Annotated in this window: 26 protein-coding genes; 19 read left to right on the top strand and 7 right to left on the bottom strand. The window is 32.0% G+C overall.

Annotation, left to right across the window (positions count from 1 at the left end; all coding sequences use genetic code 11):
- The first annotated feature begins 3 nt into the window (after positions 1-3).
- From liaF to vraR, 3 genes are read left to right on the top strand one after another with little or no spacing between them, the layout of a single operon-like run.
- Positions 4-705, top strand: a complete 702-nt coding sequence (gene liaF / locus HMPREF2864_RS04045; protein ID WP_002461335.1) for a cell wall-active antibiotics response protein VraT — start codon at positions 4-6, stop codon at positions 703-705.
- Complete coding sequence (locus HMPREF2864_RS04040; RefSeq protein ID WP_002461334.1) at positions 702-1,745, top strand: sensor histidine kinase VraS; 1,044 nt, start codon at positions 702-704, stop codon at positions 1,743-1,745. The genes liaF and HMPREF2864_RS04040 overlap by 4 nt, the downstream gene beginning before the upstream one ends.
- Entirely contained in the window at positions 1,735-2,364 is a 630-nt protein-coding gene (gene vraR, locus HMPREF2864_RS04035; protein ID WP_002461333.1) for a response regulator transcription factor VraR, read from the top strand. Before HMPREF2864_RS04040 ends, vraR begins: the two co-directional genes overlap by 11 nt.
- A 172-nt stretch (positions 2,365-2,536) precedes the next feature.
- On the opposite strand, the gene HMPREF2864_RS04030 is transcribed toward vraR, so the two are convergent.
- From HMPREF2864_RS04030 to HMPREF2864_RS04020, 3 genes are all read right to left on the bottom strand, one after another.
- On the bottom strand, positions 2,537-3,766 hold the full coding sequence (locus HMPREF2864_RS04030) for a YihY/virulence factor BrkB family protein (protein WP_070544716.1): 1,230 nt from the start codon (positions 3,764-3,766) through the stop codon (positions 2,537-2,539).
- A gap of 202 nt (positions 3,767-3,968) precedes the next feature.
- Complete coding sequence (locus HMPREF2864_RS04025) at positions 3,969-4,253, bottom strand: YtxH domain-containing protein (RefSeq protein WP_002461330.1); 285 nt, start codon at positions 4,251-4,253, stop codon at positions 3,969-3,971.
- A gap of 6 nt (positions 4,254-4,259) precedes the next feature.
- A complete protein-coding gene (locus HMPREF2864_RS04020; protein ID WP_070544715.1) occupies positions 4,260-4,724 on the bottom strand; it encodes a low molecular weight protein-tyrosine-phosphatase in 465 nt (154 codons plus the stop codon).
- A 163-nt stretch (positions 4,725-4,887) separates the two neighbouring features.
- Here HMPREF2864_RS04020 and HMPREF2864_RS04015 point away from each other — a divergent pair, with 163 nt between their 5' ends.
- From HMPREF2864_RS04015 to HMPREF2864_RS04005, 3 genes are read left to right on the top strand one after another with little or no spacing between them, the layout of a single operon-like run.
- Positions 4,888-5,073: a DUF1128 domain-containing protein gene (locus HMPREF2864_RS04015; protein ID WP_002492715.1), complete on the top strand. Its 186-nt coding sequence runs from the start codon at positions 4,888-4,890 to the stop codon at positions 5,071-5,073.
- Positions 5,074-5,085: 12 nt separating this feature from the next.
- Entirely contained in the window at positions 5,086-6,324 is a 1,239-nt protein-coding gene (locus HMPREF2864_RS04010; protein WP_002477963.1) for an aminopeptidase, read from the top strand.
- Positions 6,325-6,357: 33 nt separating this feature from the next.
- On the top strand, positions 6,358-6,885 hold the full coding sequence (locus tag HMPREF2864_RS04005) for an acyl-CoA thioesterase (protein WP_002461325.1): 528 nt from the start codon (positions 6,358-6,360) through the stop codon (positions 6,883-6,885).
- 320 nt (positions 6,886-7,205) lie between these two features.
- Here the strand turns inward: HMPREF2864_RS04005 and yfkAB are convergent, their stop codons facing one another.
- A complete protein-coding gene (gene yfkAB / locus HMPREF2864_RS04000; protein ID WP_002461324.1) occupies positions 7,206-8,348 on the bottom strand; it encodes a radical SAM/CxCxxxxC motif protein YfkAB in 1,143 nt (380 codons plus the stop codon).
- Between the two features lie 139 nt (positions 8,349-8,487).
- Between yfkAB and HMPREF2864_RS12025 the strand changes: the two genes are divergently transcribed.
- The 7 genes from HMPREF2864_RS12025 to HMPREF2864_RS03970 all read left to right on the top strand — a co-directional run bounded on the left by HMPREF2864_RS12025 (position 8,488) and on the right by HMPREF2864_RS03970 (position 14,092).
- Positions 8,488-8,649 carry an SE1561 family protein gene (locus HMPREF2864_RS12025; RefSeq protein WP_002461323.1) on the top strand — a complete coding sequence of 54 codons (162 nt, stop codon included), beginning with the start codon at positions 8,488-8,490 and terminating at the stop codon, positions 8,647-8,649.
- A 159-nt stretch (positions 8,650-8,808) separates the two neighbouring features.
- Positions 8,809-9,327, top strand: coding sequence for a type 1 glutamine amidotransferase domain-containing protein (locus tag HMPREF2864_RS03995; RefSeq protein ID WP_070544714.1), 519 nt, complete (start codon positions 8,809-8,811; stop codon positions 9,325-9,327).
- A 239-nt stretch (positions 9,328-9,566) separates the two neighbouring features.
- Positions 9,567-10,379: a monofunctional peptidoglycan glycosyltransferase SgtB gene (gene sgtB, locus HMPREF2864_RS03990; protein ID WP_002461321.1), complete on the top strand. Its 813-nt coding sequence runs from the start codon at positions 9,567-9,569 to the stop codon at positions 10,377-10,379.
- 262 nt (positions 10,380-10,641) lie between these two features.
- Complete coding sequence (gene recX / locus HMPREF2864_RS03985) at positions 10,642-11,445, top strand: recombination regulator RecX (protein ID WP_070544713.1); 804 nt, start codon at positions 10,642-10,644, stop codon at positions 11,443-11,445.
- Positions 11,438-11,749: a YfhH family protein gene (locus HMPREF2864_RS03980; RefSeq protein WP_002461319.1), complete on the top strand. Its 312-nt coding sequence runs from the start codon at positions 11,438-11,440 to the stop codon at positions 11,747-11,749. Before recX ends, HMPREF2864_RS03980 begins: the two co-directional genes overlap by 8 nt.
- Positions 11,750-11,762: 13 nt before the next feature.
- Positions 11,763-13,280 (top strand): ATP-binding cassette domain-containing protein, encoded by a 1,518-nt coding sequence (locus tag HMPREF2864_RS03975; protein ID WP_002461317.1) that lies wholly within the window; start codon positions 11,763-11,765, stop codon positions 13,278-13,280.
- Between the two features lie 8 nt (positions 13,281-13,288).
- Positions 13,289-14,092 (top strand): hypothetical protein, encoded by an 804-nt coding sequence (locus tag HMPREF2864_RS03970; RefSeq protein WP_002461316.1) that lies wholly within the window; start codon positions 13,289-13,291, stop codon positions 14,090-14,092.
- A 94-nt stretch (positions 14,093-14,186) separates the two neighbouring features.
- Here HMPREF2864_RS03970 and HMPREF2864_RS03965 read toward each other — a convergent pair whose 3' ends face one another.
- Positions 14,187-15,161, bottom strand: a complete 975-nt coding sequence (locus tag HMPREF2864_RS03965) for a metal-dependent hydrolase (RefSeq protein ID WP_012990800.1) — start codon at positions 15,159-15,161, stop codon at positions 14,187-14,189.
- A gap of 129 nt (positions 15,162-15,290) precedes the next feature.
- On the opposite strand from HMPREF2864_RS03965, the gene mutY reads away from it, so the two are divergent.
- From mutY to HMPREF2864_RS03950, 3 genes are all read left to right on the top strand, one after another.
- The gene (gene mutY / locus HMPREF2864_RS03960; RefSeq protein ID WP_012990801.1) at positions 15,291-16,340 is read left to right on the top strand and encodes an A/G-specific adenine glycosylase; all 1,050 of its coding nucleotides are present in this window, start codon (positions 15,291-15,293) and stop codon (positions 16,338-16,340) included.
- A 97-nt stretch (positions 16,341-16,437) separates the two neighbouring features.
- A complete protein-coding gene (locus HMPREF2864_RS03955) occupies positions 16,438-16,980 on the top strand; it encodes a nucleoside tri-diphosphate phosphatase (protein WP_002461312.1) in 543 nt (180 codons plus the stop codon).
- Between the two features lie 258 nt (positions 16,981-17,238).
- Positions 17,239-18,975, top strand: coding sequence for an ABC transporter ATP-binding protein (locus HMPREF2864_RS03950; RefSeq protein WP_070544712.1), 1,737 nt, complete (start codon positions 17,239-17,241; stop codon positions 18,973-18,975).
- A 110-nt stretch (positions 18,976-19,085) separates the two neighbouring features.
- Here HMPREF2864_RS03950 and HMPREF2864_RS03945 read toward each other — a convergent pair whose 3' ends face one another.
- Entirely contained in the window at positions 19,086-20,180 is a 1,095-nt protein-coding gene (locus HMPREF2864_RS03945; protein WP_002477970.1) for an FUSC family protein, read from the bottom strand.
- Positions 20,181-20,256: 76 nt separating this feature from the next.
- The gene (locus tag HMPREF2864_RS03940) at positions 20,257-21,546 is read right to left on the bottom strand and encodes a glutamate-1-semialdehyde 2,1-aminomutase (RefSeq protein ID WP_070544711.1); all 1,290 of its coding nucleotides are present in this window, start codon (positions 21,544-21,546) and stop codon (positions 20,257-20,259) included.
- 81 nt (positions 21,547-21,627) lie between these two features.
- Here HMPREF2864_RS03940 and bcp point away from each other — a divergent pair, with 81 nt between their 5' ends.
- The 3 genes from bcp to perR all read left to right on the top strand — a co-directional run bounded on the left by bcp (position 21,628) and on the right by perR (position 23,594).
- Positions 21,628-22,083 (top strand): thioredoxin-dependent thiol peroxidase, encoded by a 456-nt coding sequence (gene bcp, locus HMPREF2864_RS03935; RefSeq protein WP_002461308.1) that lies wholly within the window; start codon positions 21,628-21,630, stop codon positions 22,081-22,083.
- 5 nt (positions 22,084-22,088) lie between these two features.
- On the top strand, positions 22,089-23,039 hold the full coding sequence (locus tag HMPREF2864_RS03930; protein ID WP_037543600.1) for an NAD(P)-dependent oxidoreductase: 951 nt from the start codon (positions 22,089-22,091) through the stop codon (positions 23,037-23,039).
- A gap of 96 nt (positions 23,040-23,135) precedes the next feature.
- Positions 23,136-23,594: a peroxide-responsive transcriptional repressor PerR gene (gene perR / locus HMPREF2864_RS03925; RefSeq protein ID WP_002461305.1), complete on the top strand. Its 459-nt coding sequence runs from the start codon at positions 23,136-23,138 to the stop codon at positions 23,592-23,594.
- Positions 23,595-24,511 lie beyond the last annotated feature (917 nt).

The raw sequence follows: 24,511 nt of genomic DNA, 5'->3' as shown, positions 1-24,511 counted from the left end.
ACCATGACACGTAAATATATATCAACCGAGTTATTAATTATTTTTACAGCTTTAATGATTATAGCCAATTTTTATTATATATTTTTCGAAAAAATTGGCTTTCTTTTCGTTTTACTTTTAGGCTGTATTTTAGTGTATGTAGGCTACCTTTATTTTCACAAAGTAAGAGGGCTATTAGCATTTTGGATTGGAGCATTATTAATAGCGTTTACTTTATTATCTAATAAATATACAATAATTATATTGTTTATTTTCTTAGTGATATTGATTATTCGGTATTTAGTTTTTAAATTTAAACCATTATCAATTGTTGCTTCAGAGCAAGAAGTGACTTCACCACAGTTTATTAAACAAAAATGGTTTGGTGAACAACGTACACCTGTTTATGTTTATAAATGGGAAGATGTACAAATTCAACATGGAGTTGGCGACGTTCATATTGATTTGACAAAAGCAGCCAATATTAAAGAAAATAATACGATTGTCGTGCGTCATTTATTAGGAAAAGTACAACTGATTGTTCCACTGAACTATAATGTCAATTTACACATGACAGCGTTTTACGGTAATGCCTATATGAATCAACAATCTTATAAAGTAGAAAATAATCACGTCCAAATTGAAGAAAAACTAAAAGAAGAGAACTATAATGTAAATATATATGTTTCAACTTTTATTGGTGACGTTGAGGTGATTTATCGATGAACCACTATATTCGAGCAATCGGCTCAATGTTGATACTAGTGTATAGCTTAATGATTGCTTTTCTGTTTATTGATAAAGTATTCGTTAATATCATTTACTTTCAAGGCATGTTTTATACACAAATATTTGGAATACCAGTATTCCTTTTCTTAAATTTGGTTATTATTTTATTATGTATTATTGTGGGCTCTATATTAGCTTTTAAAATCAATCAACAAAATGATTGGATCAAAACACAAGTAGAGCATGCAATAGAAGGGGAAACAGTTGGTATAAATGATCAAAATATAGAATTGTATAATGAAACAATTGATTTATATCATACATTAGTTCCCTTAAATCAAGAGTTACACCGATTAAGAATGAAAACACAAAACTTAACAAATGAAAATTATAATTTAAATGATGTAAAAGTGAAAAAAATAATTGAAGACGAACGTCAACGTCTAGCTCGAGAATTACATGATTCAGTGAGCCAGCAATTATTTGCAGCCAGTATGATGTTATCTGCAATTAAAGAAACAGAGCTAGAACCACCTTTAGATCAACAAATTCCAGTTTTAGAAAAAATGGTGCAAGATTCACAACTTGAAATGAGAGCACTCTTATTACATCTAAGACCAATTGGTTTAAAGGACAAGTCGTTGGGTGAAGGTATTAAAGATTTAGTCATCGATTTACAGAAAAAAGTACCGATGAAAGTGGTTCACGATATTGAAGAATTTAAAGTGCCTAAAGGTTTAGAAGATCATTTGTTTAGAATTACTCAAGAAGCCATCTCTAATACTTTAAGACATTCAAAAGGAACTAAAGTTACTGTAGAATTATTTAATAAAGCAGATTATTTATTATTAAGAATACAAGATAATGGCATTGGATTTAATGTTGATGATAAAGTCGAACAAAGTTATGGCTTGAAAAATATGCGCGAACGTGCGTTAGAAATAGGTGCAACATTTCATATTGTATCATTGCCTGATTCTGGAACAAGAATAGAGGTTAAAGCACCGTTAAACAAGGAGGATTCACATGACAATTAAAGTACTATTTGTAGATGACCATGAAATGGTAAGAATAGGAATTTCTAGTTATTTATCTACTCAGCCAGACCTTGAAGTTGTAGGTGAAGGTGCTTCTGGTAAAGAGGCAATAGCTAAAGCACAAGAATTAAAGCCAGATTTAATCTTGATGGATTTATTAATGGAAGACATGGATGGCGTCGAAGCGACAACGCAAATCAAGAAAGAGATGCCTCATATTAAAGTTGTAATGCTGACTAGCTTTATTGAGGATAAAGAAGTATATAGAGCGTTAGACGCTGGTGTTGACAGCTATATTTTAAAAACAACAAGCGCTAAAGATATCGCTGAAGCAGTGCGCAAAACATATCATGGAGAATCTGTATTTGAACCGGAAGTTCTGGTAAAAATGCGAAATAGAATGAAAAAACGTGCAGAGCTATATGAAATGTTAACAGAACGAGAAATGGAAATTTTACTGTTAATTGCTAAAGGATATTCTAATCAAGAAATCGCAAGCGCATCACACATTACTATTAAAACAGTTAAAACACATGTGAGTAATATTTTAAGCAAATTAGAAGTACAAGACCGTACACAAGCAGTAATCTATGCATTTCAGCATAATCTTATTCAATAAGCAGTGAAAACGATAGGCAAAGTTAGATGATATATTCGATATTTCTAAATATTGATAAACATAGAGATATAGAATTACAATAGCGTCAATTAAAGAAGCCGAATTATGCTTTTAACAACATAATTCGGCTTCTTTAGATTACTAGCTAAATAGCTTACGTTAAATGAAATAATTAATTTTTTGAATTTTTATCATTAGAAGTAAATTTATCGATAATAACATCTTTAATCGATTCCTTATCTTCATCTTCTAACGCTTCAGCATTTTTATCTACTTCATAATTTGTTTCTTTGGCTGTTGAAGTCTCGTCATTGTATTCGTAAGTCGTATTTTCATTATAATGATTCTGATTGTTATCGTCATGTTCCAATGCAGCTTCTTCAGGTGTTTTACCTTTAATTACATGACGCTGATGAATAATAGCATTGATTTCTGCGCCAATGATGATGATAAAGCATGTGATGTATAACCAAAGAAGCAAAATGATAATACCTGCTAAGCTGCCGTATGTTTTTGAATAATTGCCAAAGTTAGATAAATACCAACCGAAACCAAATGAACCTAATAACCAAATAATTGAAGTGAATAGTGCCCCTGGGAAAACAGATTTTATTTTTGTTTTAACATTTGGCGCTACTGAATATAATGTTATAAACAGCAATAATATGATAATAAAAGGTAAAATTACGCGAATTAAATCAAAAATCCATGCTACTTGCTTATCTAAGCCAATAGCTCCAAATAAATGGTCTTTAATAAATGTACCAAAAGTAGGTAATGTCAGTGCTACAGCTAATACAAGACCCATAACAACTGTAAAGACAACACTTAATAATTTAAGAACAATTGGATTACGTCCATCTTCAACATCATAAGCCACATTAAATGAATTCATAATGGCGGTCATTCCGTTAGATGCTGACCAAATTGTCAATATTAAACCTACTGATAAAATACTACCACTGGCATTTTTTGTAATATCATTGAAAATTTTTGATACGACACTTGCAGTTTCTGAAGGTGCATTTTGACTAACCATATCTTTAACCTGTTGAGGGTCAATTTGAAATAATGGTAGTAAAGTTAATAAAAAGATAAGCATTGGGAATAGTGCCAATACAAAATGATATGTCATCTGTGCTGCTAAGCCAGAAGCATCATCTTTACCTATACGATAGATAAGATAAGAAATAAAATTTGGTTTTTTAGTATATTTTGCAGGTTTATTAAGTCTTGAAATAAATAATACTTGATTGCTTTTTTTAGGGTCTTTCGATTGGAATTCTTGTGGTTCTACGTATGTACGATCAACATTAATTTTATCGCTTTTATGTTCATGCTTATCTTGCATCTCTTTAATCGAATTAAGATAGTTTGAACTCGATTTCTCTTTTTTTGCCATGACAAACTCCTTTTTGTAAAGACGTTAATTATAATTATAAATAAGAGAGCGGGACAAAAGTCATCTCGACTTTGATTTCCCGCCCCTTTAAGTCTTCAATTAGTGTAAGATATATGGCACAAATTTCATTGTAGTTGTCTAATGTGACCATGTAAATTCTATCATCAAGTTAAAACACATCAGTCACATAGAAAGCCAATTATTACTTACCAAGACGTTTATTTTTGCGATCTACAAGGGTATCTTTAGCATCCATAATTGATTTTTCTAATTCAGGATTATTACGACGAATCTCATCAATTGTGTCTTTCCAATATAATATTTCATCTTTAATAGTATTAAACTTAGAAGGTTTGCGTGAACGATTACCTTCTTTTAAATCTTTGATTGATTGAGCTAATGATTGACGTGTTGATTTGTCAGCTAGTGTTGCAGCACCACCAACGATAGCGCCAATTAAAATACCAGGAATAAATTTGTTTTCCATTAGGAATTACCTCTCTTTCAAGTTTGCATCTTTAATGATGTAGTTAATTAAATTATCACAAGATGATTGTACCATGTCATACACGCCTTCGAAATTATTTGTATAATATGGATCAGGTACATCTGTCTCTTTCATGTTACTAAAATCTAATAGTTTGAACAATTGTCCTTTGATATTTGGGTTGATTTGTTTAATATTATCAACATTACTCTGATCCATCGCAATAATATAATCAAAGTCATCATGAGGTTCAAATAATTCACTAATCATACTATCAAATGGAATATGATGTTGTGTCAAAATCTTTTGTGTCCCTTCATGTGGGGGCTCACCAAGATTCCATTTTCCAGTACCTCTAGAATGAACTGTGATACCAGATATGTCTCTATCTTTTAACCGTTGTCTCATGATTGCTTCAGCCATAGGTGACCGACAAATATTTCCGAGACATACAAATGCTACCTCTATCATTTGAATTCCTCCAAGCATATTCTCTATATGCCCATTTTATCGATAATTGAAACAATAAAAAAGTATAAATTGGCTAATTCCTATAAAAGTTTTTGAAAATGTGATATTTTAAAAGAATATTAATCATAAAGAGGTGAGTGAAGTGTCGAAGCCAAATGAGGTTATGATTGAAGAAATAAGAAATAAACTCAATATAGTGAACCCTGCATTAATTAATCCTGAAAAATTTAAAAATGCAAATCAAGATGATATAGCAGATATGCATCGCTTTGTAATGTCGAAAGACACATTTTCACCGAGCGAAGTTACAGCTATTGCAGATGAATTAGGTAATTTACGTCATAACTAGGAGGAATACAACGTGAGTAATTATCAACAAAAATTACGACAATATGCCCAATTAATAGTAAAAGTTGGTATGAATATTCAACCACAACAACCCGTTTTTATTCGCTCATCAGTTGAAGCGTTAGAGTTAACACATTTGATAGTTGAAGAAGCATATTTATTAGGTGCATCAGATGTGCGAGTTGTATACACAGATCCAACATTAACCAGACTTAAATTTGAGCATGAGTCTGTAGATTATTTTAAAAATACAGAATTAAAAGCTTATGATGTGGACGAAAGAATGGATTATGTACAACGCGGAGCAGCAAATCTAGCCTTACTTTCGGGAGACCCAGATTTGTTAAATGGGATTGACTCTGACAAATTAAAAGCAAACCAAATAGAATATAGTAAAGCGTTTAAAGGTTACATGGAAGCAAGTCAAAAAAATCAATTTCCATGGGTGGTAGCAGCATTTCCTTCTAAAGCATGGGCGCATCGCGTATATCCAGATTTAAGCATAGAAGAGGCCTACAACAAATTTATTGATGAAGTCTTTGATATTGTTCGCATAGACGGCAATGATCCTATTAAAAATTGGCAGGAACATGTGAAAAATTTAAGTGTTCATGCAGATAAATTACAGCGTAAACAATACAAAGCGTTACACTATATATCTAAAGGTACAGACCTAGAAGTCGGGCTTCCAAATGGACATATTTGGGAAGATGCTACCAGCTATGTCAATGGTAATGGACAAGCTTTTATAGCCAATATACCTACGGAAGAGGTGTTTACGGCACCTGATCGTAATAGAGTGAATGGCTATGTTACTAATAAATTACCGTTGAGCTATAATGGTACGATTATTGATAATTTTACTTTAACATTTAAAGAAGGCGTCATTGTTGATATAAAAGCTGAACAAGGTGAGGACGTACTCCGCGACTTAATAAATACCGATGAAGGATCAAAACGACTAGGGGAAGTAGCATTAGTTCCAGATGATTCTCCAATTTCTAATCGCAATACGATTTTCTATAATACATTATTTGACGAGAATGCTTCTTGTCATTTAGCGATTGGTTCGGCGTATGCATTTAATCTTAAGGGTGGTACGGAAATGTCTACAGATGAACAAATAGCGCATGGCTTAAACGATTCTAACGTCCATGTTGATTTTATGATCGGAAGTTCTGACTTAACCATTTATGGTATTTTAGAAGACGGTAGTAAAGAGCTGGTCTTTAAAAATGGTAATTGGGCATAGTCTACTTATTAAATACAAAAGGGGATTGTTAGCATGAGTGAACAACCAGAAAGAAAATCAATGTCTGAATCAAAAAGCGTTAACTCAAAACAAGTCTTTCCGCAAGACACAAATCATTTACATACGCTTTTTGGTGGATCATTGATGGCAAATATTGATGAAATAGCGGCTATAACGGCAATGAAACACAGTCATGCACAAGTAGTCACTGCTTCGACAGATTCTGTTGACTTTTTACGCCCAATTAAAACGGGTGATATTACTTCATACGAAGCAATGGTAACCTATGCTGGGCACAGTTCTATGGAGGTTTGTGTGCAAATTATTATTGATGATGTATTGCATAATGAACGTCATTTAGCAGCGTTAAGTTTTCTTACGTTTGTTGCCTTAGATGACAATGGGAAGCCGATTAAAGTGCCGCAAGTCTATCCTGAAACACGTGTTGAAAAATGGTTTCATGAAACAGCACCACAACGCGTAAAACGTCGCAAAGATCGACGAGAGGAAAGTAAAAGAACGATTAACTTTTTATCTGACGTACAAAATATTGAAGAGTAAATAACAGTTTGGGTCATCAATATATCAAATTAAAATTGAAACACCAAAGGCATTCAAAGCAAGTTGGGATGGCTAAAGTTGTTTCCTAAGTAGGCGAGTCAATCGTAGAAAGTATTGCATACAGAGAAGAGTTTGGGACATAAGTATGTTTTGGTCTATGAACTATATGTATTGGCAGTAGCAGACTGGATTGAAAATACGCTTATACCAATCTTTATTCAATCCTAGTCAACCTTGCCGGGGCGGGACTACGAATTCATCATGAATTCTGACCCGCCCCCTAATTTTTCCACAAAAGTTATTCCAGGCTTTTGTATATTTTAGCTATAAATATTTTGACTGTGCATAGCAATTTCATTTTTTCTAAAATCAGTATTTGGATAATACATATTTTTCACTAAAACATTAGGCCCTAAACAGTTAAAAGCTTCACAATGACAATTTAAAGATTTTGCTAATTCACTGTCTAACCATTTATCAAAGACATCTACTAACTTATCATTTTTAATATTAGATATTGTACCATTTTCATCACCAAAGTCTGTCACGATGACATTGCCAGTAAAAACATTGACATTTAAACGACTTCGACCATCAGGATCATTTCGCATAGTTACGTTTTTAGCATTTCGTAATCGGTCGAGAAGTAGTTGATCATCTTCGTCATTGATACAAGGATAAATTGGCAAAGTACCAAATAACATCCATACATCATCATGACGGATATCTAATAAATAATTGATAGCTTGTTTCATTTCTGCTAAAGATAACACATTTAGTTGACTAGCAAAGTCGGAAGGATACATTGGATGAACTTCATGACGTTGACATTTCATTTCCGTCACGATTTCATTATGTATTTTATTTAAATACGGCAATGTACTTTGATTTAACATTGTCTCTGCCGAAACAAACATACCTTGTTCAGACAGTGTACGAGCATTGTCAAGCATCTGCTCATAAAGTTTTAACTTTGCTTTTAAAGGTGGTTGTTTTACCATTGCACCAAAGCCGACATCTGTAAATTCCTGAATTGTTCCCCAGTTGTGAGAAATGTGCATGACATCAATGTATTCGGCAACTTCTAAGTAACGGTCTTGTGGCAAAGTTAAATTTGAATTCATTTGAGTATAGATGCCACGATTATATGCATATTTGAGTAATGGCTTTACTACATTTTTAATTGATTTTTTAGAAAACATAGGTTCGCCGCCTGTGATGGACATAGTGCGAAGATGAGGGATTTCATCTAAACGGCGATAAATCAAATCCATCGGCAATGATTCGGGATCTTTCGTTTGTAATGTATAACCTACAGCGCAATGGCTACATCGCATATTGCATAGATTTGTTGTTGTAAATTCAATATTACTAAGCGCTAAGTGGCCATATGATTCAATATCGTTATAAGTTTCCCAGGGATCATTTTGGATTGAAATAGGTTGTTTATTTGTTGTTATCATGACTATTACTCCTAAAGTGAATTCTTTACTATGTGCTTGAAAGTACAGTAAACATTATTAAGATTATATCGCTTTTTGTCAAATTCTGTTAGGATAATAATATCATTATTAAAACAATTTAAAGGAGATTTCATGACAAATGAATGAACAAAAAACCATTGACCAAATTAAAAAACGTTTGTCTAAATTCATTGATGATATTGATCACGTAGATCCAAACGACGTAAGTATAAGAGATATCGATGAATGGATTGGGCTCTTAGATCAATTAGAAGAAAAGGTTAAACAAGTCGGGCATTAAAAGTTAGATGTGTAGATTTAAGTTTATACTGCAAGTGCATCACAAAGGTGAATGATTTGAATTATCAAGTTCTTTTAAATCAAAATGACGATGTTTAATTATGAATCAACTTGTCTATATACTAAATATAATAATTTAGATAGAAAGGTGATTTATTTTATGACTAAGAAAGTAGCAATTATAGTTACCAATGAATTTGAGGATATAGAGCTAACAAGTCCTAAAGAAGCTATTGAAAATGCAGGATTTGAAACTGTTATTATTAGTGATACAGCGAATAGTGAAGTTGTAGGTAAACATGGGGAAAAAGTCACAGTGGATGTGAGCATTGCAGATGCCAATCCAGAAGATTATGATGCGTTATTAATTCCTGGAGGATTCTCACCAGATTATTTACGTGGTAACACAGAAGGCCGTTATGGTACATTCGCAAAATACTTTACTAAAAATGATGTTCCAGCATTCGCAATTTGTCATGGACCACAGATTTTAATTGATACTGACGATTTAAAAGGTCGAACTGTAACAGCTGTTTTAAATGTGCGTAAAGATTTGTCAAATGCAGGCGCAAATGTTGTTGATGAATCTGTAGTCGTTGACAAAAATATTGTTACAAGTCGTACACCAGATGACTTAGACGATTTTAATAGAGAAATTGTTAAACTATTAGAAGATTAAGCTTGTAAGTTGAAGATAATCAGCATTTTAAATATAAGTATAAGTCTTCAGAACATTTGACTGTTCATTTGCATTTAAATTTAGAAGTCATTCACTTGGCTTTTAATTTAAATGCTTTTTTTGTTTTTAATGATAAGAACGCTCCACCTTGGGACTGATTTTTCACTAATAGTATAGCTTATATTGCCAACTACTGGTAAACTCACAGTAACAAGTGAGTTTAGAAAGGGAGCTAGTGCATGAAAAGAAGTGAAAAATATGCCAATGCCCCCAGGGATTATAATCAACGTCAAAATGAACCACATTTTAATACGTATTATCAACCTGTGGGCAAACCACCTAAAAAGAAAAAAAGTAAACGACTTTTTTTACGATTGTTTATCTTCTTAATCATCATCATTATTTTATTTTTAGGACTAATGTTTTTCTTATCCTCTAGAGCAAATGTAGATGATTTACAGTCGATAGAAAAGAAAAGTAATTTTGTCTCTGCGCAACATATGCCAGAATATGTTCGAGGTGCATTTATTTCTATGGAAGATGAGCGTTTCTATAAACATCATGGTTTTGACATTAAAGGTACAGTAAGAGCTTTATTCTCGACGATTGGAGAACGGGATGTGCAAGGTGGAAGCACAATTACGCAGCAAACAGTCAAAAACTATTATTACGATAATGAACGCTCGTTTACACGTAAAATTAAAGAATTGTTTGTTGCTCATAAAGTTGAAAAACAATATAGTAAGAATCAAATACTAAGTTTTTATTTGAATAATATTTATTTTGGTAGCGACCAATATACAATAGAAGGCGCAGCTAATCATTACTTTGGAGTAACTACAAACGTAAACAATAACAATTTGCCGCATATAACAGTATTACAAAGTGCTATTTTAGCAAGTAAAGTCAATGCACCAAGTGTATATGATATTAATGATATGTCTACGAATTTTAAAAACAGAGTTAAAATAAACCTTGAAAAAATGAAACAACAGGATTTTATTTCTAACAATCAATATCAAGAAGCATTAACACAGCTAAATCAGTATTAAGTTACAAGCCAGATTCGGACAAAATGTAACAGGTTAAAATTGAAGTGCCCATATAGCATTAATTATAAAAGAAGCACAAAGACGATCTGAAATTAAAAATCGTCTTTGTGCTTTTGTTTGTGGATGATGTCCAGCATGGTTCAGCATTAATGATGAGTAAGCAAAGATTTTAAGAGATTATAGTTACATAAACTTGTTCTGTGTAATAAAATATAGATGTTAGAATATGCGATTAGTTAAATTAGTCATTTGGAGGGATACAATGCCAAAAGTTACTAAAATTGAAGTGCAGAGGAAGAATAAAGAGCGGTTCAATTTATATTTAGATGGTGTATTTGAAATGGGCATTGATATGGATACACTTGTTAAATTTAATCTTAAAAAAAATCAAATGATTGATGCTAAACAAATGGAAGACATACAAAAATACGATCATTATCGCTTTGGAATTCATATTGCACTGCACTATTTATCATTTAAAAAACGTACTGAAAAAGAAGTGAGACAGCAGCTAGTTAAAAGTGATATCAATGAAACTGCTATAGATCAAATCATTGATTATTGCTACAAAGAAAAGTTTATTAATCATGAAGATTATGCGGAAAGTTTAAAAAATACGATGATTCGGACAACTGATAAGGGGCCAGAAGTGTTTAAACAAAAGCTATATCAAGTTGGAATTGAAGAGGAGCTTATAGAACGTTTTACGCAGCGCTATGAGGTAGAACAACCCTTTGAAGATATTTTAAAAGTAGGACACAAATTGATGAAAAGTAAAAAAGGTCCTATAGCAAAAGTTAAACAGAAAGTGTCTCAAGCACTAATACAAAAAGGTTATACAATTGAAACGATTAAGCAAGTATTGCAAGAATTAGATTTTCAACAAGATGAAAGTGTGGAAGCTGCATTATTGCAACGAGATTTAGAAAAAGTTTATAATAAAAAACAAAAAAATTACAACGGACAACAGCTTGTCATGAAAACCATAGAAGCCCTTATGAGAAAAGGTTATAATTATGATAAAATCAAAGTAACTTTAGAAGAAAGCGGTATTTCTGATGAATAAACAAATGAGTGAAATGTCAGAACAAGAATTAAGACATGAAATACAACTATATAAAGAAAAAATGCGAAAAGCTGAAATGAACGGCATCATGAATGAATACGATGTGTATCAAACAAAAGTGATTATCGCAGAGAGTTATCTTATTGATTCCACTAAAATAGAAATTGGTAAAATTTACCCATTAAATGATGGTAGTGGTATGTTTTTTAAAGTTGAACGGCTAAAAGGTGTATTTGCATGGGGATTTCGAATCAATAGTGCTGAATCGGAAGAAGGTTTGCCGTTAGCCTTATTAAAATTATAGAAGGATGAATTAAATGAGTAGTTCAATTGTATTGAAGATGCTTAATATTACACATTATTTTAGAAATAAAAAAGCAAAGCGTTGGTTTAACCCATATCAATATGAAGCCAATGATATTAATTTAAATAAAATTTCGTTACATTTATATCAAGGCGAATCACTAGCAATTATAGGTGAGCCAGGATCTTCTAAATCGCTTATAGGAAGAATATTAGCTGGAGATGTTAAACCAGACAAAGGAAAAGTAATATGTTCAGGTACGCTTTATTTTGGAGATATCAAAGATAAGCATTTAATACAAGCAACAGTTTTTAATTATGTTAATACAATTGTAAAACTTTTCCCCTATGAGGTAAGCGACCATAAAGTATCACAAATTATAAAGTATGCGCACCTTGATACAAAGCAGCAGCAACCTGTATTTACATTAACCCATGCTGAATATGCACAACTTATCGTTAGTATTGCTAGAGCTTCAGCAGCAGAAATCATTATTCTAAATCATATTATTGAGAATATACCGGAAACATATTTACCAAAAGCTGTAGAATTATCAAATGACTATGTTGATAATAACTTAACAATGATTATTATTGATGATGACATTGATAAAGTGATTCAGGTTAGTAATTATGTTGCATGGATATCACATGGACAACTGCGAATGGAAGGCTCAATTAATCAAGTTATTCCTAAATTTCGGGAACATGAACGTGATCGACTATCATTAGAGGATGAAGTAGCTATAGAAAACTTTGATATCGATTGGAAAAAAAGTCGAGCACAAATTCCAGAAATGACCTACAATTTTAAACGTGTTGAACGTTATAAACATGCACAAGCACCAGTATACATAGTGAAGTTTTGGACAATACTTATAAGCTTAGTATTGGGAATGGTAGTTATGTTTGCATTAATATTTACTAATACTGGCAATATTCAACTATCAAATAATCTTAGTCAGTCAAAAATTCAAAACCAAAATGTGGATCCATATGAAGAAAAGCTGGCATATGGATTAGCACTGAATGGGAAAATTCATTTGCATGGTAATAATGAATTAACAGCACCTAAATATAGCTTATTAACAATTATTGGAGAAAATTCGAAAAATTATCGGGTAAAAGTTGATAACAAGAATTATTATGTGGCTAAAAATAAATTAGAATATTTTAATCCTGCTGCATTATATGAGGAACATAAATTTACAACCATGTCAAAATACATGAAATCAAATTATGGCAATTTTGTTGATTATTTCAATAGCCATTTAAACAAATCACATAAAACAGTGAAGAAAACTTTGGTTCCTGACAAAGAAAATCGATTTGTAGTAGATATAACTGAACAACCCATTGAAATGCTATTTAATGATACCGATAAACTTAAAGGATTTGTCTTCCCAATAGTTAAAAAAGATGAGTTAAAGAAAGAATTTAATATTTCAAAAGACATTTGGATAACAAAGACGTATGGTGGCTATTTAATTGCAGATATGAAAGAAAATAAATGGATATTTATTGAATTGTAGGTGAAAAAATGATAGATAATTGGATAATTTATATTAAAAATATTCCTCGACTTTGCCAATATTCAATAAAACGTTTATTGGAAAGTTGGAAAGGATTTGCGCTCTTGCTACTTACAGGTATTATAATGATACTAGCAAGTGCAGGTTGGATGAAAATGATGGCAATTGAAGAACTTGTTCGAATACGATGGTATTATAGATTAGCATCAGCCTTATATTTTATAGTATTTACTTATACTACATATAAAGCATTCAAGGATTATAAAAATGATTATTGGGTTACTAAATCATTTAGTTTATCACCTATTGTGACAACAATATTGAATGGATTAGCGGGAACTTTAGTCGGATTTTTACTGTTCTTAATTTTAATCATTTTTTTACCTTTGAACATTGAATTATCAGTTTGGGCACTAATATTTTATTTGTTAATAGGGTGTCTAAATATCATATTAATCGCTGAATTATTAGGTTTATTAAGTATTATGTATCAAAAGTTGGTAATGAAGATCTACTGGATAGGTGTACTGTTAAGTTGTTTTATGGTTCCTATTTTATACATACCTAAAACGACTTTATCGATATTTGGTCATATTCTAATGCTCAACCCACTATATTATTTAGTTGATGGAGTAAGTACATCCGTTATTTTTGGAATTACCAGTTTAAGTAATTTACCATATCATATCTATTTTATATTATTTTTGGTATTAATATTTACTTTAAGTTATTGGTATCACCGTCACATGGCACAAACAAAATATCAACATTATCCCATGACGAAGATTAATAATGAAAATAATAAAGACTAACCATTTGCTAGCAACGCATAAATAATAAAAAAGCCAATTTGATGTGTCGTCAATAGTGACAAAGTTAACACTTCAATTGGCTTTCATTTTTAAATTATGAATATAGTTTTTTCTGTAATTTTTCTTCAGAAAACACCCAACCGATATAAGAATAATCAATTTTCTGTTGATTATTGACATGCGCTATAGCAGCAAATGAGTAGTGGTCATTATTTAAATATCTTAAATCAATGAGTCGTATCTCAGTCGTGTCATCATCCAAGCGACGTATCTGCCAACGATAAATCGAAGAAAAATTTAAAAATGTACGTATTTCAGGATTGCCTTTTATTTGCCATAATAAAGTTCCAGGTTTGAATTGTTGGCGCTCTACTTTATCGCTAAATACGACATTTCTGCCATAAGCTCTCCCAACATAATCATGTGTTTCTGTTTGAATAGCTACTCGCCATTCAAAAAACTTTAAAGTAGGAATAACAAATATTTTTACTGGGTGCTGTTTAGATCTAATTTGATTAAGAGCCTGTTCAGTGATGATTGACTGCATTTTAAAACGAATCATATAATAGCCAATTAACAAGAACAATATTGGAATAAAAATAGCATAAGGATGTATTCCAATAATCCATAATATAATGCCTATAACTAAAATGATGAAAATAATCGGGTCGAATGTGTTAATAACACCTAATTGTATCCATTTGTTGGTAATAGGGCGTAACGCTTGTGTACCGTAAGAGTTAAATATATCTACAAAGACATGTAAAAAGACAGCTAATTGTGCCCACATCCATACATGCAGTGGATTTGTTTGTTTGAAGATAACAAATATGATAAATGTTATAAGGATTGGCCATAAAATTGTAAAAGGGATAGAATGTGTGATGCCTCTATGATGTGTTATGTAGGCGGAATTACTTTTAAGCTTTAACACCGTGTCACTATCTGGTATTAAAGATCCGGCTATAATCGTAGTGGCAGTAGCGGCAAACGTGTCTGCCATTGCTGGATCTTGTGTAGCTAATGCAGTCAAACCTACACCGATAGCTATATGTGTGGCAGTATCCATATCATTCACTCTTTTCTTTGGTATTTATATTTTATTATAATCTAAAAATTGGAATAACGAAATGAAGTTACATTATAGTTAATTTAAATGAGTAGAGCAATAAAAAATATGCAAGAGGAGTATATGTCATTGTATAGAGAAAGAACATTTAAGCGTCATTTAGAGGATTGGTTTAATAAAAATCAACGCGAACTGCCTTGGAGAGAAACTGCAGATCCATATTATATTTGGTTGAGCGAAGTTATGTTACAGCAAACACAAGTGAAAACGGTTATAGATTATTATCATCGCTTTATACAACGCTTTCCAACAATTAAAGAATTAAGTGATGCGCATGAAGATGAGGTTTTAAAATATTGGGAGGGGCTAGGTTATTATAGTCGAGCACGAAATTTCCATTCTGCAATTAAAGAAGTCCATCAAGTGTATCGAGGGATTGTGCCATCACAACCTGAACATTTTGAAAAGTTGAAGGGTGTAGGTCCTTATACTAAAGCTGCAGTGATGAGTATCGCTTTTAATCATCCATTGCCTACGGTTGATGGTAATGTTTTTAGAGTGTGGTCAAGAATTAATAATGATTATAGTGATATTAAACTACAATCTACTAGAAAAGCATATGAAAACCAATTAGAACCATATGTACAAGAGCATGCTGGTACATTTAATCAGGCAATGATGGAACTGGGTGCACTTATTTGTACGCCTAAAAATCCATTATGCTTATTTTGTCCTATACAATCACATTGTGAAGCTTTTGAGCAAGGTACGATTCAAGATCTACCAGTAAAAAGCAAAAATAAAAAAAAGAAAATAATAAATCTAAAAGTATTTTTAATTCGTAATCAGCATGGAGACTATCTTATAGAAAAACGTCAAGAGAAGCTACTTAACGGTATGTGGCAATTTCCAATGGTTGACGCTGATAACGCGGAACAAGAACTAACAAATCGTCTTGGTATGTCTATCACCGCTACAGGTGAGCCTATTTATCAACTAAAACATCAGTTTACACATTTAACATGGAATATACAGGTTTATAGTGTAGTTCATGATGTTAATTTAACGGCGGTTCAGCTTCCAAAATATATGACGTGGTTAGATTTATCTAACCGTGATGATTATACATTTCCAGTATCAATGTCAAAGATTTATGACTTTATAATTGGAGAAACTTAATAGTACGAATAGCTGAAAAAAGACAGTTAAAGCTTAAGTTAAATTTTTAAAATATGATATAATCAAAAGTGCAAAATATGAAAAGGTGGTGTGGAGTATGGTTAAAGAATCCATACCTAAAGAAGGAGAAACAATAAAAATACAAAGCTATAAACACGATGGCAATATTCATCGCGTTTGGTCAGAAACGACAATCCTCAAGGGAACCGACCATGTCATTATTGGAGGTAATGATCACACGCTCGTTACTGAAAGTGATGGTCGAACTTGGATAACGAGAGAACCAGCTATTGTTTACTTCCATTCAGAATATTGGTTCAATGTTATTTGTATGTTTAGAGAGGATGGAATCTATTATTATTGTAATTTATCATCACCTTTTGTTTGTGATGAAGAAGCACTTAAATATATCGATTATGATTTAGATATTAAAGTTTATCCTAATGGGAAATATCATTTATTAGATGAAGATGAATATGAACAACATATGAATCAAATGAATTATCCACATGATATCGATATGATTTTGCGCCGAAATGTTGATATATTACAGCAATGGATAGAGCAAAAGAAAGGGCCATTTGCACCTGATTTTATAAAAGTTTGGAAACAACGCTATAAAAAGGTACGAGATTATTAAGCAAATTATGTGTAATTCCAAAATAAATTGGTTATAGTATTCAATGACAAAAGCTTAATACTTTCAAGCCTTCAATAATAAATTGACATTTAAGTTTTAAACAGCACAATGAAGTGTATTATATTGCATGCCAGAGGTTGAATGCAAAGCTTGATTTTTTATCTTGCGATGCCATATCAACCTCTGTTGTATTTCATGCTAATTTTAGCGTTAGGGTAAAGTCAAGTTAGGTACTTAAGGAAGTTGGGGGTTATTCTTATGATTAGACGATATTTAAATTTTGTTAAGCCATATAAATATCGTATATTTGCAACGATTGTCATTGGAATAATAAAATTTGGTATACCAATGTTAATACCGCTGTTAATCAAATATGCGATTGATGGTGTGATTAATAATCATTCATTAACAGCACATCAAAAGGTTATGCATCTAAGTGTTGCCATTGGTATAGCACTCTTTATTTTTCTTATTATGCGACCACCTATTGAATATTTAAGACAATATTTAGCACAGTGGACCAGTAATAAGATTCTATATGACATTAGAAAACAATTATACAATCATTTACAGGCATTAAGCGCACGATTTTATGCAAATAATCAAGTGGGTCAAGTTATTTCAAGGGTTATTAATGATGTAGAACAAACCAAGGATTTTATTTTAACAGGACTAATGAATATTTGGTTAGATTGTATTACGATTATTATTGCGTTATCAATTATGTTCTTTTTAGATGTTAAATTAACATTAGCAGCCATTTTGATATTTCCGTTCTATATTTTGACAGTTTACTTTTTCTTCGGTAAATTGCGTTCTTTAACACGTGTACGATCACAAGCGCTTGCAGAAGTACAAGGCTTTCTACATGAACGTGTACAAGGCATGTCAGTGATAAAAAGTTTTGCAATTGAAGATAATGAGGCGAAAAATTTTGACAAAAAGAATACTCATTTTTTACAAAAAGCGTTCAAACACACGTCATGGAATGCTTATTCTTTTGCAGCGATTAATACCGTCACAGATTTGGGACCTATCATAGTGATTGGTGTAGGTTCCTATCTAGTTATTAATGGTTCAATTACAGTAGGAACACTAGCAGCGTTTGTTGGTTACTTAGAACAATTATTTGGACCTTTACGTCGTTTGGTATCATCATTTACCACGCTAACTCAAAGTTTTGCTTCAATGGACCGAGTGTTTCAACTTATAGATGAAGATTATGATATTAAAAATGGCCGAGGTGCTCAGCCAATTGAAATTAAACAGGGGCATATTGATTTAAGACATGTAAGTTTTAAATATAATGACAATGAATCTTTGGTATTAAAAGATATTAATTTGTCCATTAACCGCGGAGAAACAGTTGCTTTTGTTGGTATGAGTGGTGGTGGTAAATCTACATTAATTAATTTAATTCCCAGATTTTATGATGTCACTGGTGGCGAAATCACTATAGATGGGCATAATGTTAAGGACTTTTTGACGGGAAGTTTAAGAAATCAAATTGGTTTAGTACAGCAAGATAATATACTATTTTCCGATTCAGTACGTGAAAATATATTATTAGGGCGTCCAGATGCTACTGAAGCAGAAATTATTGAAGCTGCAAAAATGGCTAATGCACATGATTTCATTTCTAAATTACCACAAGGATATGACACTGAGGTTGGTGAGCGCGGTGTTAAACTATCCGGCGGGCAAAAGCAACGCTTATCAATTGCACGCATATTTTTAAATAATCCACCAATATTAATCTTAGATGAAGCAACGAGCGCACTGGATCTTGAAAGCGAGGCTATTATACAAGACGCACTTGATGTTTTAAGTAAAGATCGTACAACATTGATCGTGGCACATCGTTTATCAACGATTACACATGCCGATAAAATCATTGTATTACAAAATGGTGAAATTATAGAAACTGGTACGCATCAAGAATTAATAGCAAGACAAGGTGCATATGAACATTTATATAGCATTCAAGATCTGTAAAAATTAAAGAATAATGTGTTGATAATAAAAATGGCAATTTCTACATTTGTAATAGAAATTGCCATTTTCTTTGAATAGAAAATATTTAAATAGTTAAAACGTATCTTCATTTATACATCAAAGTCTTCATCAACTATGTCAATATCCGCATCAGTACGATGATACGTAAAATAGCTTAATCTGAGACGATCTAGATGTTCTAAATGATATCGATACTCTTCAATCGCAGCGATAATCTGCATTAAATTAGAATAAGAATATTTTGTTTGATAGGGGTTTTGAATTAATTCCTGTTGAAATGCGAGCATTAAATCTTTCTTTTGAGGATTAATAATATTATTTTCAACATGCTCAATATTATAGCGTGCCTTTTTCGATAAACTACGCAAAATTTGTTCGTGATATTCAATTAATGCATCAATTTCAAGTTTAATTTGAAAGATTAAATTATAATTTAAATTATGCAAATCATTTTGATACCGTGTCATTCGGTTTAACACTTCATACGCTTGTCGTGTGGTACTAACCACTTCCTTGAAAAGGATTTTCTTTCTATTCTGTTGAAATACATGTTTTTTTGTAAGTGGTCGTTCTTCATTATAATAATCATATATTTGTTCAAGTCTATTTAAGCGTGTTTTTATTTGATCATTATCTTGTTTAATTTGATGATAATCTGAAGTGTCATTTAGTACCAATCTAAACCATACAAAAATGTCAGATGTTAATTTTACGGAATAATGATAAATTTTAGTTTCGAATTTTGGTGGTAAGAAAATAAGATTTACTATTGATGCACTTAACACACCTATCATTACTAATATAAATCTAAAAGTAGCTGCCACATAAAATGAACCAGTATGTTGTCCCATGATAATTAAGGCAGTCACACTTGCAAGTGTAGCAACGTGTGCCAAGTTGATTTTATATAAAATAGCGATTAATAAGATAACGGTAATGCCCATAATAACAATATTTTTACCAAAAACTACTACCACTATGACTGCCAGCAATGCACCAATAAAGTTTCCCATAGCTTGCTCAGAAATTGTCTTAACAGAACGATGGATATTGGGTTGCATTGCAACAACTGCACTGATACCAGCGACAGATTTAAATCCAACGTCATTAGGTAAAAAAGAAGTGATGAATAGGGCAAGTATTATGGCAATACCTGTCTTTAAGATACGGGCTCCTAGCTTCAAAGGTCATACTCCTTTATTTTTATATATTAAATATGAGTTATATATGTTATACACTGACGAGGATTAATTTTCAAGTTTATTTCATTTGACTAAAGGCATAATCAGCTGCTTCTAATGTCTTGTCAATATCTTCTTCAGTATGTTCAGTAGTTAGGAACCATGCTTCAAATTTAGATGGAGCTAAATTAATACCTTGATTAAGCATTAATTTGAAGAATTTACCAAATGCTTCACCATCTGATCTTTCAACTTGCTCATAATGCGTTATTTTTTCGTTCGTAAAATATAGTGTTAGTGAACCATAAACACGATTAATAGTAGCTGTGATACCGTGCTTATCGATGAGTTTTAATAAGCCATCTTCTAAGCGTTTACCTAGACGATCAAGTCTATCATAAACACCATCTTGTTCTAGAACTTCCAAAAGAGCAATGCCTGCACGCATTGATAAAGGATTCCCTGCCATTGTACCTGCTTGGTAAGCCGGTCCTAATGGTGCGACGTGTTCCATAATGTCTTGTCGACCACCGTATCCTCCAATCGGTAACCCACCACCAATGATTTTACCAAATGCAGTTAAATCGGGATATACGTTAAGTAAATCTTGTGCGGCTCCATAATGGAAGCGAAATGCTGTAATAACCTCATCATAGATAACTAAAGCTCCATAATCATGTGTGATTTTATTCACTTCTTCTAAAAAGCCAGGTTGCGGTTCAACCATACCAAAATTACCCACAATTGGTTCGACTAATACAGCAGCGATTTGATCACCCCAATGCGACATTGCTTCTTTATATGAATCAATGCCATTAAAGGGCACGGTTATAACTTCTTTTGCAACACTCTCTGGCACTCCAGCAGAATCAGGAGAACCTAGTTGAGAAGGGCCACTTCCTGCAGCAACTAAAACGAGATCAGAATGACCGTGATAAGAACCGGCAAACTTAATTATTTTATCTCGTTTAGTGTAAGCACGAGCGACACGAATTGTCGTCATCACAGCTTCAGTGCCAGAATTAACGAAACGTATTTTTTCAAGAGATGGAATAGCTTCACGTAATTTTTTACTAAATTCAATCTCTAATTCTGTAGGTGTACCATAAAGCACGCCTTTTGCAGCTTGATCCTGTATAGCTTCAGTAATATGTGGATGTGCATGTCCAGTGATAATTGGTCCATAGGCTTGAAGATAATCAATGAATTTATTGCCATCTACATCATACAAATATGCGCCATGACCTTCTTTCATTACAACTGGTGCGCCACCTCCTACTGCTTTGTAGGAACGAGAAGGTGAGTTTACGCCACCTAAAATATATTCATTTGATAACTTCTGAAGTCGTTCACTTTCTGTGAATTTCATGTTCTATCAACCTCTTTTAATTTAATATTTTCAACTAATATCGTATCATAAATAATAACTAAAAAAAGAATAGGTGATTAAATGTTAGAAAAAGGACAACGTTTCCCACATTTTTCATTGAAAAACCAGAATGGAGTAAGCATTTCAAATAAAGATTTAAAAGGTCAAAAGGCAGTACTTTATTTTTACCCAAGAGATAATACGCCAACGTGTACAACAGAAGCTTGTGATTTTCGTGACAATTTAGCTTTTTTTAATGATTTAGATATACAAGTATTTGGAATTAGTGGAGATAGTGAGCAAAAACACCGTAATTTCATAAATAAACATCATTTGAATTTTGATTTACTCGTAGATAAAGACTATGAACTTGCGAAAGAAGTAGGTGTTTATCAGTTAAAAAAATCTTTTGGAAAGGAAAGTATGGGGATTGTAAGAACAACGTTTATTATTGATGAGCAAGGTATCATATTAGATGTTATTGAAAAGGTTAAAGTCAAAAATCAAATGGCTGAATTAAAAAATATTTTGGGGTGATTAAGTTGAAAGTAGTAGGATTGAAGCGCTTGGGTAAACTAGAGCAACATTTAGTTAATAAATACCAACAAATTGAATTTCAATTTTATGCACAAGCAGCCGATATACCAGAAGAGGAACGACAGAATATTGACATCTTAATTGGCTATGATGGACAAGTAGATCAGTCCTTTTTAGAAAGCTGTCCCAATTTAAAATGGATTGCTTGGTATGCAACAGGGGTTAATTCTCTTCCATTGAACTATATACTTCAACGAGGCATTCAACTGACAAATACAAGAGGTGTTCAAGCTAAACAATTAGCCGAGTATATTGTTACATTTATCTTGGATGATTATAAAAATATGCGTAAATCTTATTATAATCAACGCCATCATATATATGATTCTACAATCACTGGTAAAAGAGTTAGTGGCTCAACCATATTATTTCTAGGGACAGGTGCTATTGCGCAAGCAGCAGCACAATTATTAAGACCGTTTAATCCTGAAATAATAGGTATCAATCGATCAAATAGTTTAGTTGATTACTTTGATGATATTTACGTAATCACAGAATTATATAATGTAATAAACAAAGCTGACATTATTATAAATACGCTTCCCGAAACTGAAGAAACATATCATTTATTGAAGCAGAAACATTTTGAGTATATGAAAGATAATGCATTATTTATTAATGTTGGCAGAGGAACCATAATAAAAGAAAATGATTTGTTAGAGGTAATGGAGAATAATTTGATAAGACACGCATATTTAGACGTTTTCGAACATGAGCCGTTATCAGCTGACCATCCATTATATGATTTAGATAATGTAACTATCACTGCACACATTACTGGCAATGATTACAATAATAAAATAGATGCAACAAAGATATTTGAACGAAATTTAGATCATTTTCTCAATAATGGAAAACTAATTGAGAATACTGTTAATGCTAAGAATGGGTATTAACCTTAGAAGAAGAGATAAACAATTGACTTTTTTAACTATATAAAGTTATATTAATATTAAGTAATAATAATTATTAAATAGAAAGATGGTGAAATTATGAGTGCAGATATAGAATCAATTGATCATGAATTGGAAGAATCAATTACAGAGCTGAGAAAAGCAGGTGTGCGAATTACACCTCAAAGACAAGCTATCATTCGTTATCTAATTTCTTCACATACACATCCAACTGCCGATGAAATTTACCAAGCACTTTCACCAGATTTTCCTAATATCAGTGTTGCAACGATATATAATAATTTAAGAGTGTTTAAAAATATAGGTCTAGTTAAAGAGCTAACATATGGTGATGCTTCTAGTCGTTTTGATTTTAATACACACAACCATTACCATGTTATTTGTGAAAAATGTGGAAAAATCGTTGACTTTCATTATCCACAACTAGATGAGGTAGAACAGTTAGCGCAGCATGTGACAGATTTTGATGTTACGCATCATAGAATGGAAATCTATGGCATTTGTAAAGAATGTAAAGAAAGTGAAACCAATCAATAAGATTTATATATGGCGGACAAAATAGCTTGATGAATACTTTCAATGGTCAAACTGATAACTGAGCAGTGTTTATCACATAAGTAGTTGTTATATATAATTAAAATGACTTTTAACAAAGATAGAACAGCTGGGACTAATATCCTAGAAATTTAGCCAGTAAATGAGGGTTTTGTAACTTCATTTACTGGCTTCTTTGTTAATAATACTTGTATTATTGGTTCGCTTGCATAGGTGACGGATTCAGCAAGCCAAGCTTGCTTTGTTAGAAAAACTATTTTAGTCAGTTTTTCTTTGCTTGGGAATTCGACTTACTTTGCTTGCTGAAATACGCTTCACATTTTTATTGTTGGGGACCCTGTCTTTTCCCTCAAGTGTCTCGCCCAAATAAGGCGTATTTATATGTGACTTTACATTTAAAAGCTTGATTAACCAAAGAATTTTCGTATTATTTAACCAGCGTCACGTAATAAACGAATAAAATTTATACATGACTCAATTTGTGCGAGTATTTAATACTTTCAACTAACAGTAAGCTCTAAAAAGAGGATAATATCAAATTTAGCAAGTTGTAAAAAAATAGCTATTATACATTTTGGTTAGATTAATACTCTTCTTAAGAAAAAGTAAACAAAAATTACTGATATTAATAATTGACGTAGATGTCTTTAATTGATATTATTAAAAAGTCGTCAAAATACGACAGATAGCAATGTTGCTTCTTAACAATTTTAATACGATGTTAAGAAAGTGTAATTTTGACTATTGAACTTTAGAACAAAACAATATAACATATTGATTGTTGATTTAAACAAAGTCAATTGAGCCAAAAAATATTGACACAGATTGTTTATTTCGATACAATAATAAAATGTAAGTAAAAAATTTGAACATTGAAAACTGAATGACAATATGTCAAC

The sequence above is a fragment of the Staphylococcus sp. HMSC059F04 genome (assembly GCF_001812565.1).
In the GTDB taxonomy this organism is placed as follows: domain Bacteria; phylum Bacillota; class Bacilli; order Staphylococcales; family Staphylococcaceae; genus Staphylococcus; species Staphylococcus lugdunensis.
The sequence above is the reverse complement of the archived record's forward strand: the minus strand, read 5'-3'. Positions and strand labels throughout refer to the sequence as shown.

Coding starts and splice junctions, on each gene's coding strand:
- liaF (WP_002461335.1), top strand. CDS start 4: ATGACACGTAAATATATATCAACCGAGTTATTAATTATTTTTACAGCT.
- HMPREF2864_RS04040 (WP_002461334.1), top strand. CDS start 702: ATGAACCACTATATTCGAGCAATCGGCTCAATGTTGATACTAGTGTAT.
- vraR (WP_002461333.1), top strand. CDS start 1,735: ATGACAATTAAAGTACTATTTGTAGATGACCATGAAATGGTAAGAATA.
- HMPREF2864_RS04030 (WP_070544716.1), bottom strand. CDS start 3,766: ATGGCAAAAAAAGAGAAATCGAGTTCAAACTATCTTAATTCGATTAAA.
- HMPREF2864_RS04025 (WP_002461330.1), bottom strand. CDS start 4,253: ATGGAAAACAAATTTATTCCTGGTATTTTAATTGGCGCTATCGTTGGT.
- HMPREF2864_RS04020 (WP_070544715.1), bottom strand. CDS start 4,724: ATGATAGAGGTAGCATTTGTATGTCTCGGAAATATTTGTCGGTCACCT.
- HMPREF2864_RS04015 (WP_002492715.1), top strand. CDS start 4,888: ATGATTGAAGAAATAAGAAATAAACTCAATATAGTGAACCCTGCATTA.
- HMPREF2864_RS04005 (WP_002461325.1), top strand. CDS start 6,358: ATGAGTGAACAACCAGAAAGAAAATCAATGTCTGAATCAAAAAGCGTT.
- yfkAB (WP_002461324.1), bottom strand. CDS start 8,348: ATGATAACAACAAATAAACAACCTATTTCAATCCAAAATGATCCCTGG.
- HMPREF2864_RS12025 (WP_002461323.1), top strand. CDS start 8,488: ATGAATGAACAAAAAACCATTGACCAAATTAAAAAACGTTTGTCTAAA.
- HMPREF2864_RS03995 (WP_070544714.1), top strand. CDS start 8,809: ATGACTAAGAAAGTAGCAATTATAGTTACCAATGAATTTGAGGATATA.
- sgtB (WP_002461321.1), top strand. CDS start 9,567: ATGAAAAGAAGTGAAAAATATGCCAATGCCCCCAGGGATTATAATCAA.
- recX (WP_070544713.1), top strand. CDS start 10,642: ATGCCAAAAGTTACTAAAATTGAAGTGCAGAGGAAGAATAAAGAGCGG.
- HMPREF2864_RS03980 (WP_002461319.1), top strand. CDS start 11,438: ATGAATAAACAAATGAGTGAAATGTCAGAACAAGAATTAAGACATGAA.
- HMPREF2864_RS03975 (WP_002461317.1), top strand. CDS start 11,763: ATGAGTAGTTCAATTGTATTGAAGATGCTTAATATTACACATTATTTT.
- HMPREF2864_RS03970 (WP_002461316.1), top strand. CDS start 13,289: ATGATAGATAATTGGATAATTTATATTAAAAATATTCCTCGACTTTGC.
- HMPREF2864_RS03965 (WP_012990800.1), bottom strand. CDS start 15,161: ATGGATACTGCCACACATATAGCTATCGGTGTAGGTTTGACTGCATTA.
- HMPREF2864_RS03955 (WP_002461312.1), top strand. CDS start 16,438: ATGGTTAAAGAATCCATACCTAAAGAAGGAGAAACAATAAAAATACAA.
- HMPREF2864_RS03950 (WP_070544712.1), top strand. CDS start 17,239: ATGATTAGACGATATTTAAATTTTGTTAAGCCATATAAATATCGTATA.
- HMPREF2864_RS03940 (WP_070544711.1), bottom strand. CDS start 21,546: ATGAAATTCACAGAAAGTGAACGACTTCAGAAGTTATCAAATGAATAT.
- bcp (WP_002461308.1), top strand. CDS start 21,628: ATGTTAGAAAAAGGACAACGTTTCCCACATTTTTCATTGAAAAACCAG.
- perR (WP_002461305.1), top strand. CDS start 23,136: ATGAGTGCAGATATAGAATCAATTGATCATGAATTGGAAGAATCAATT.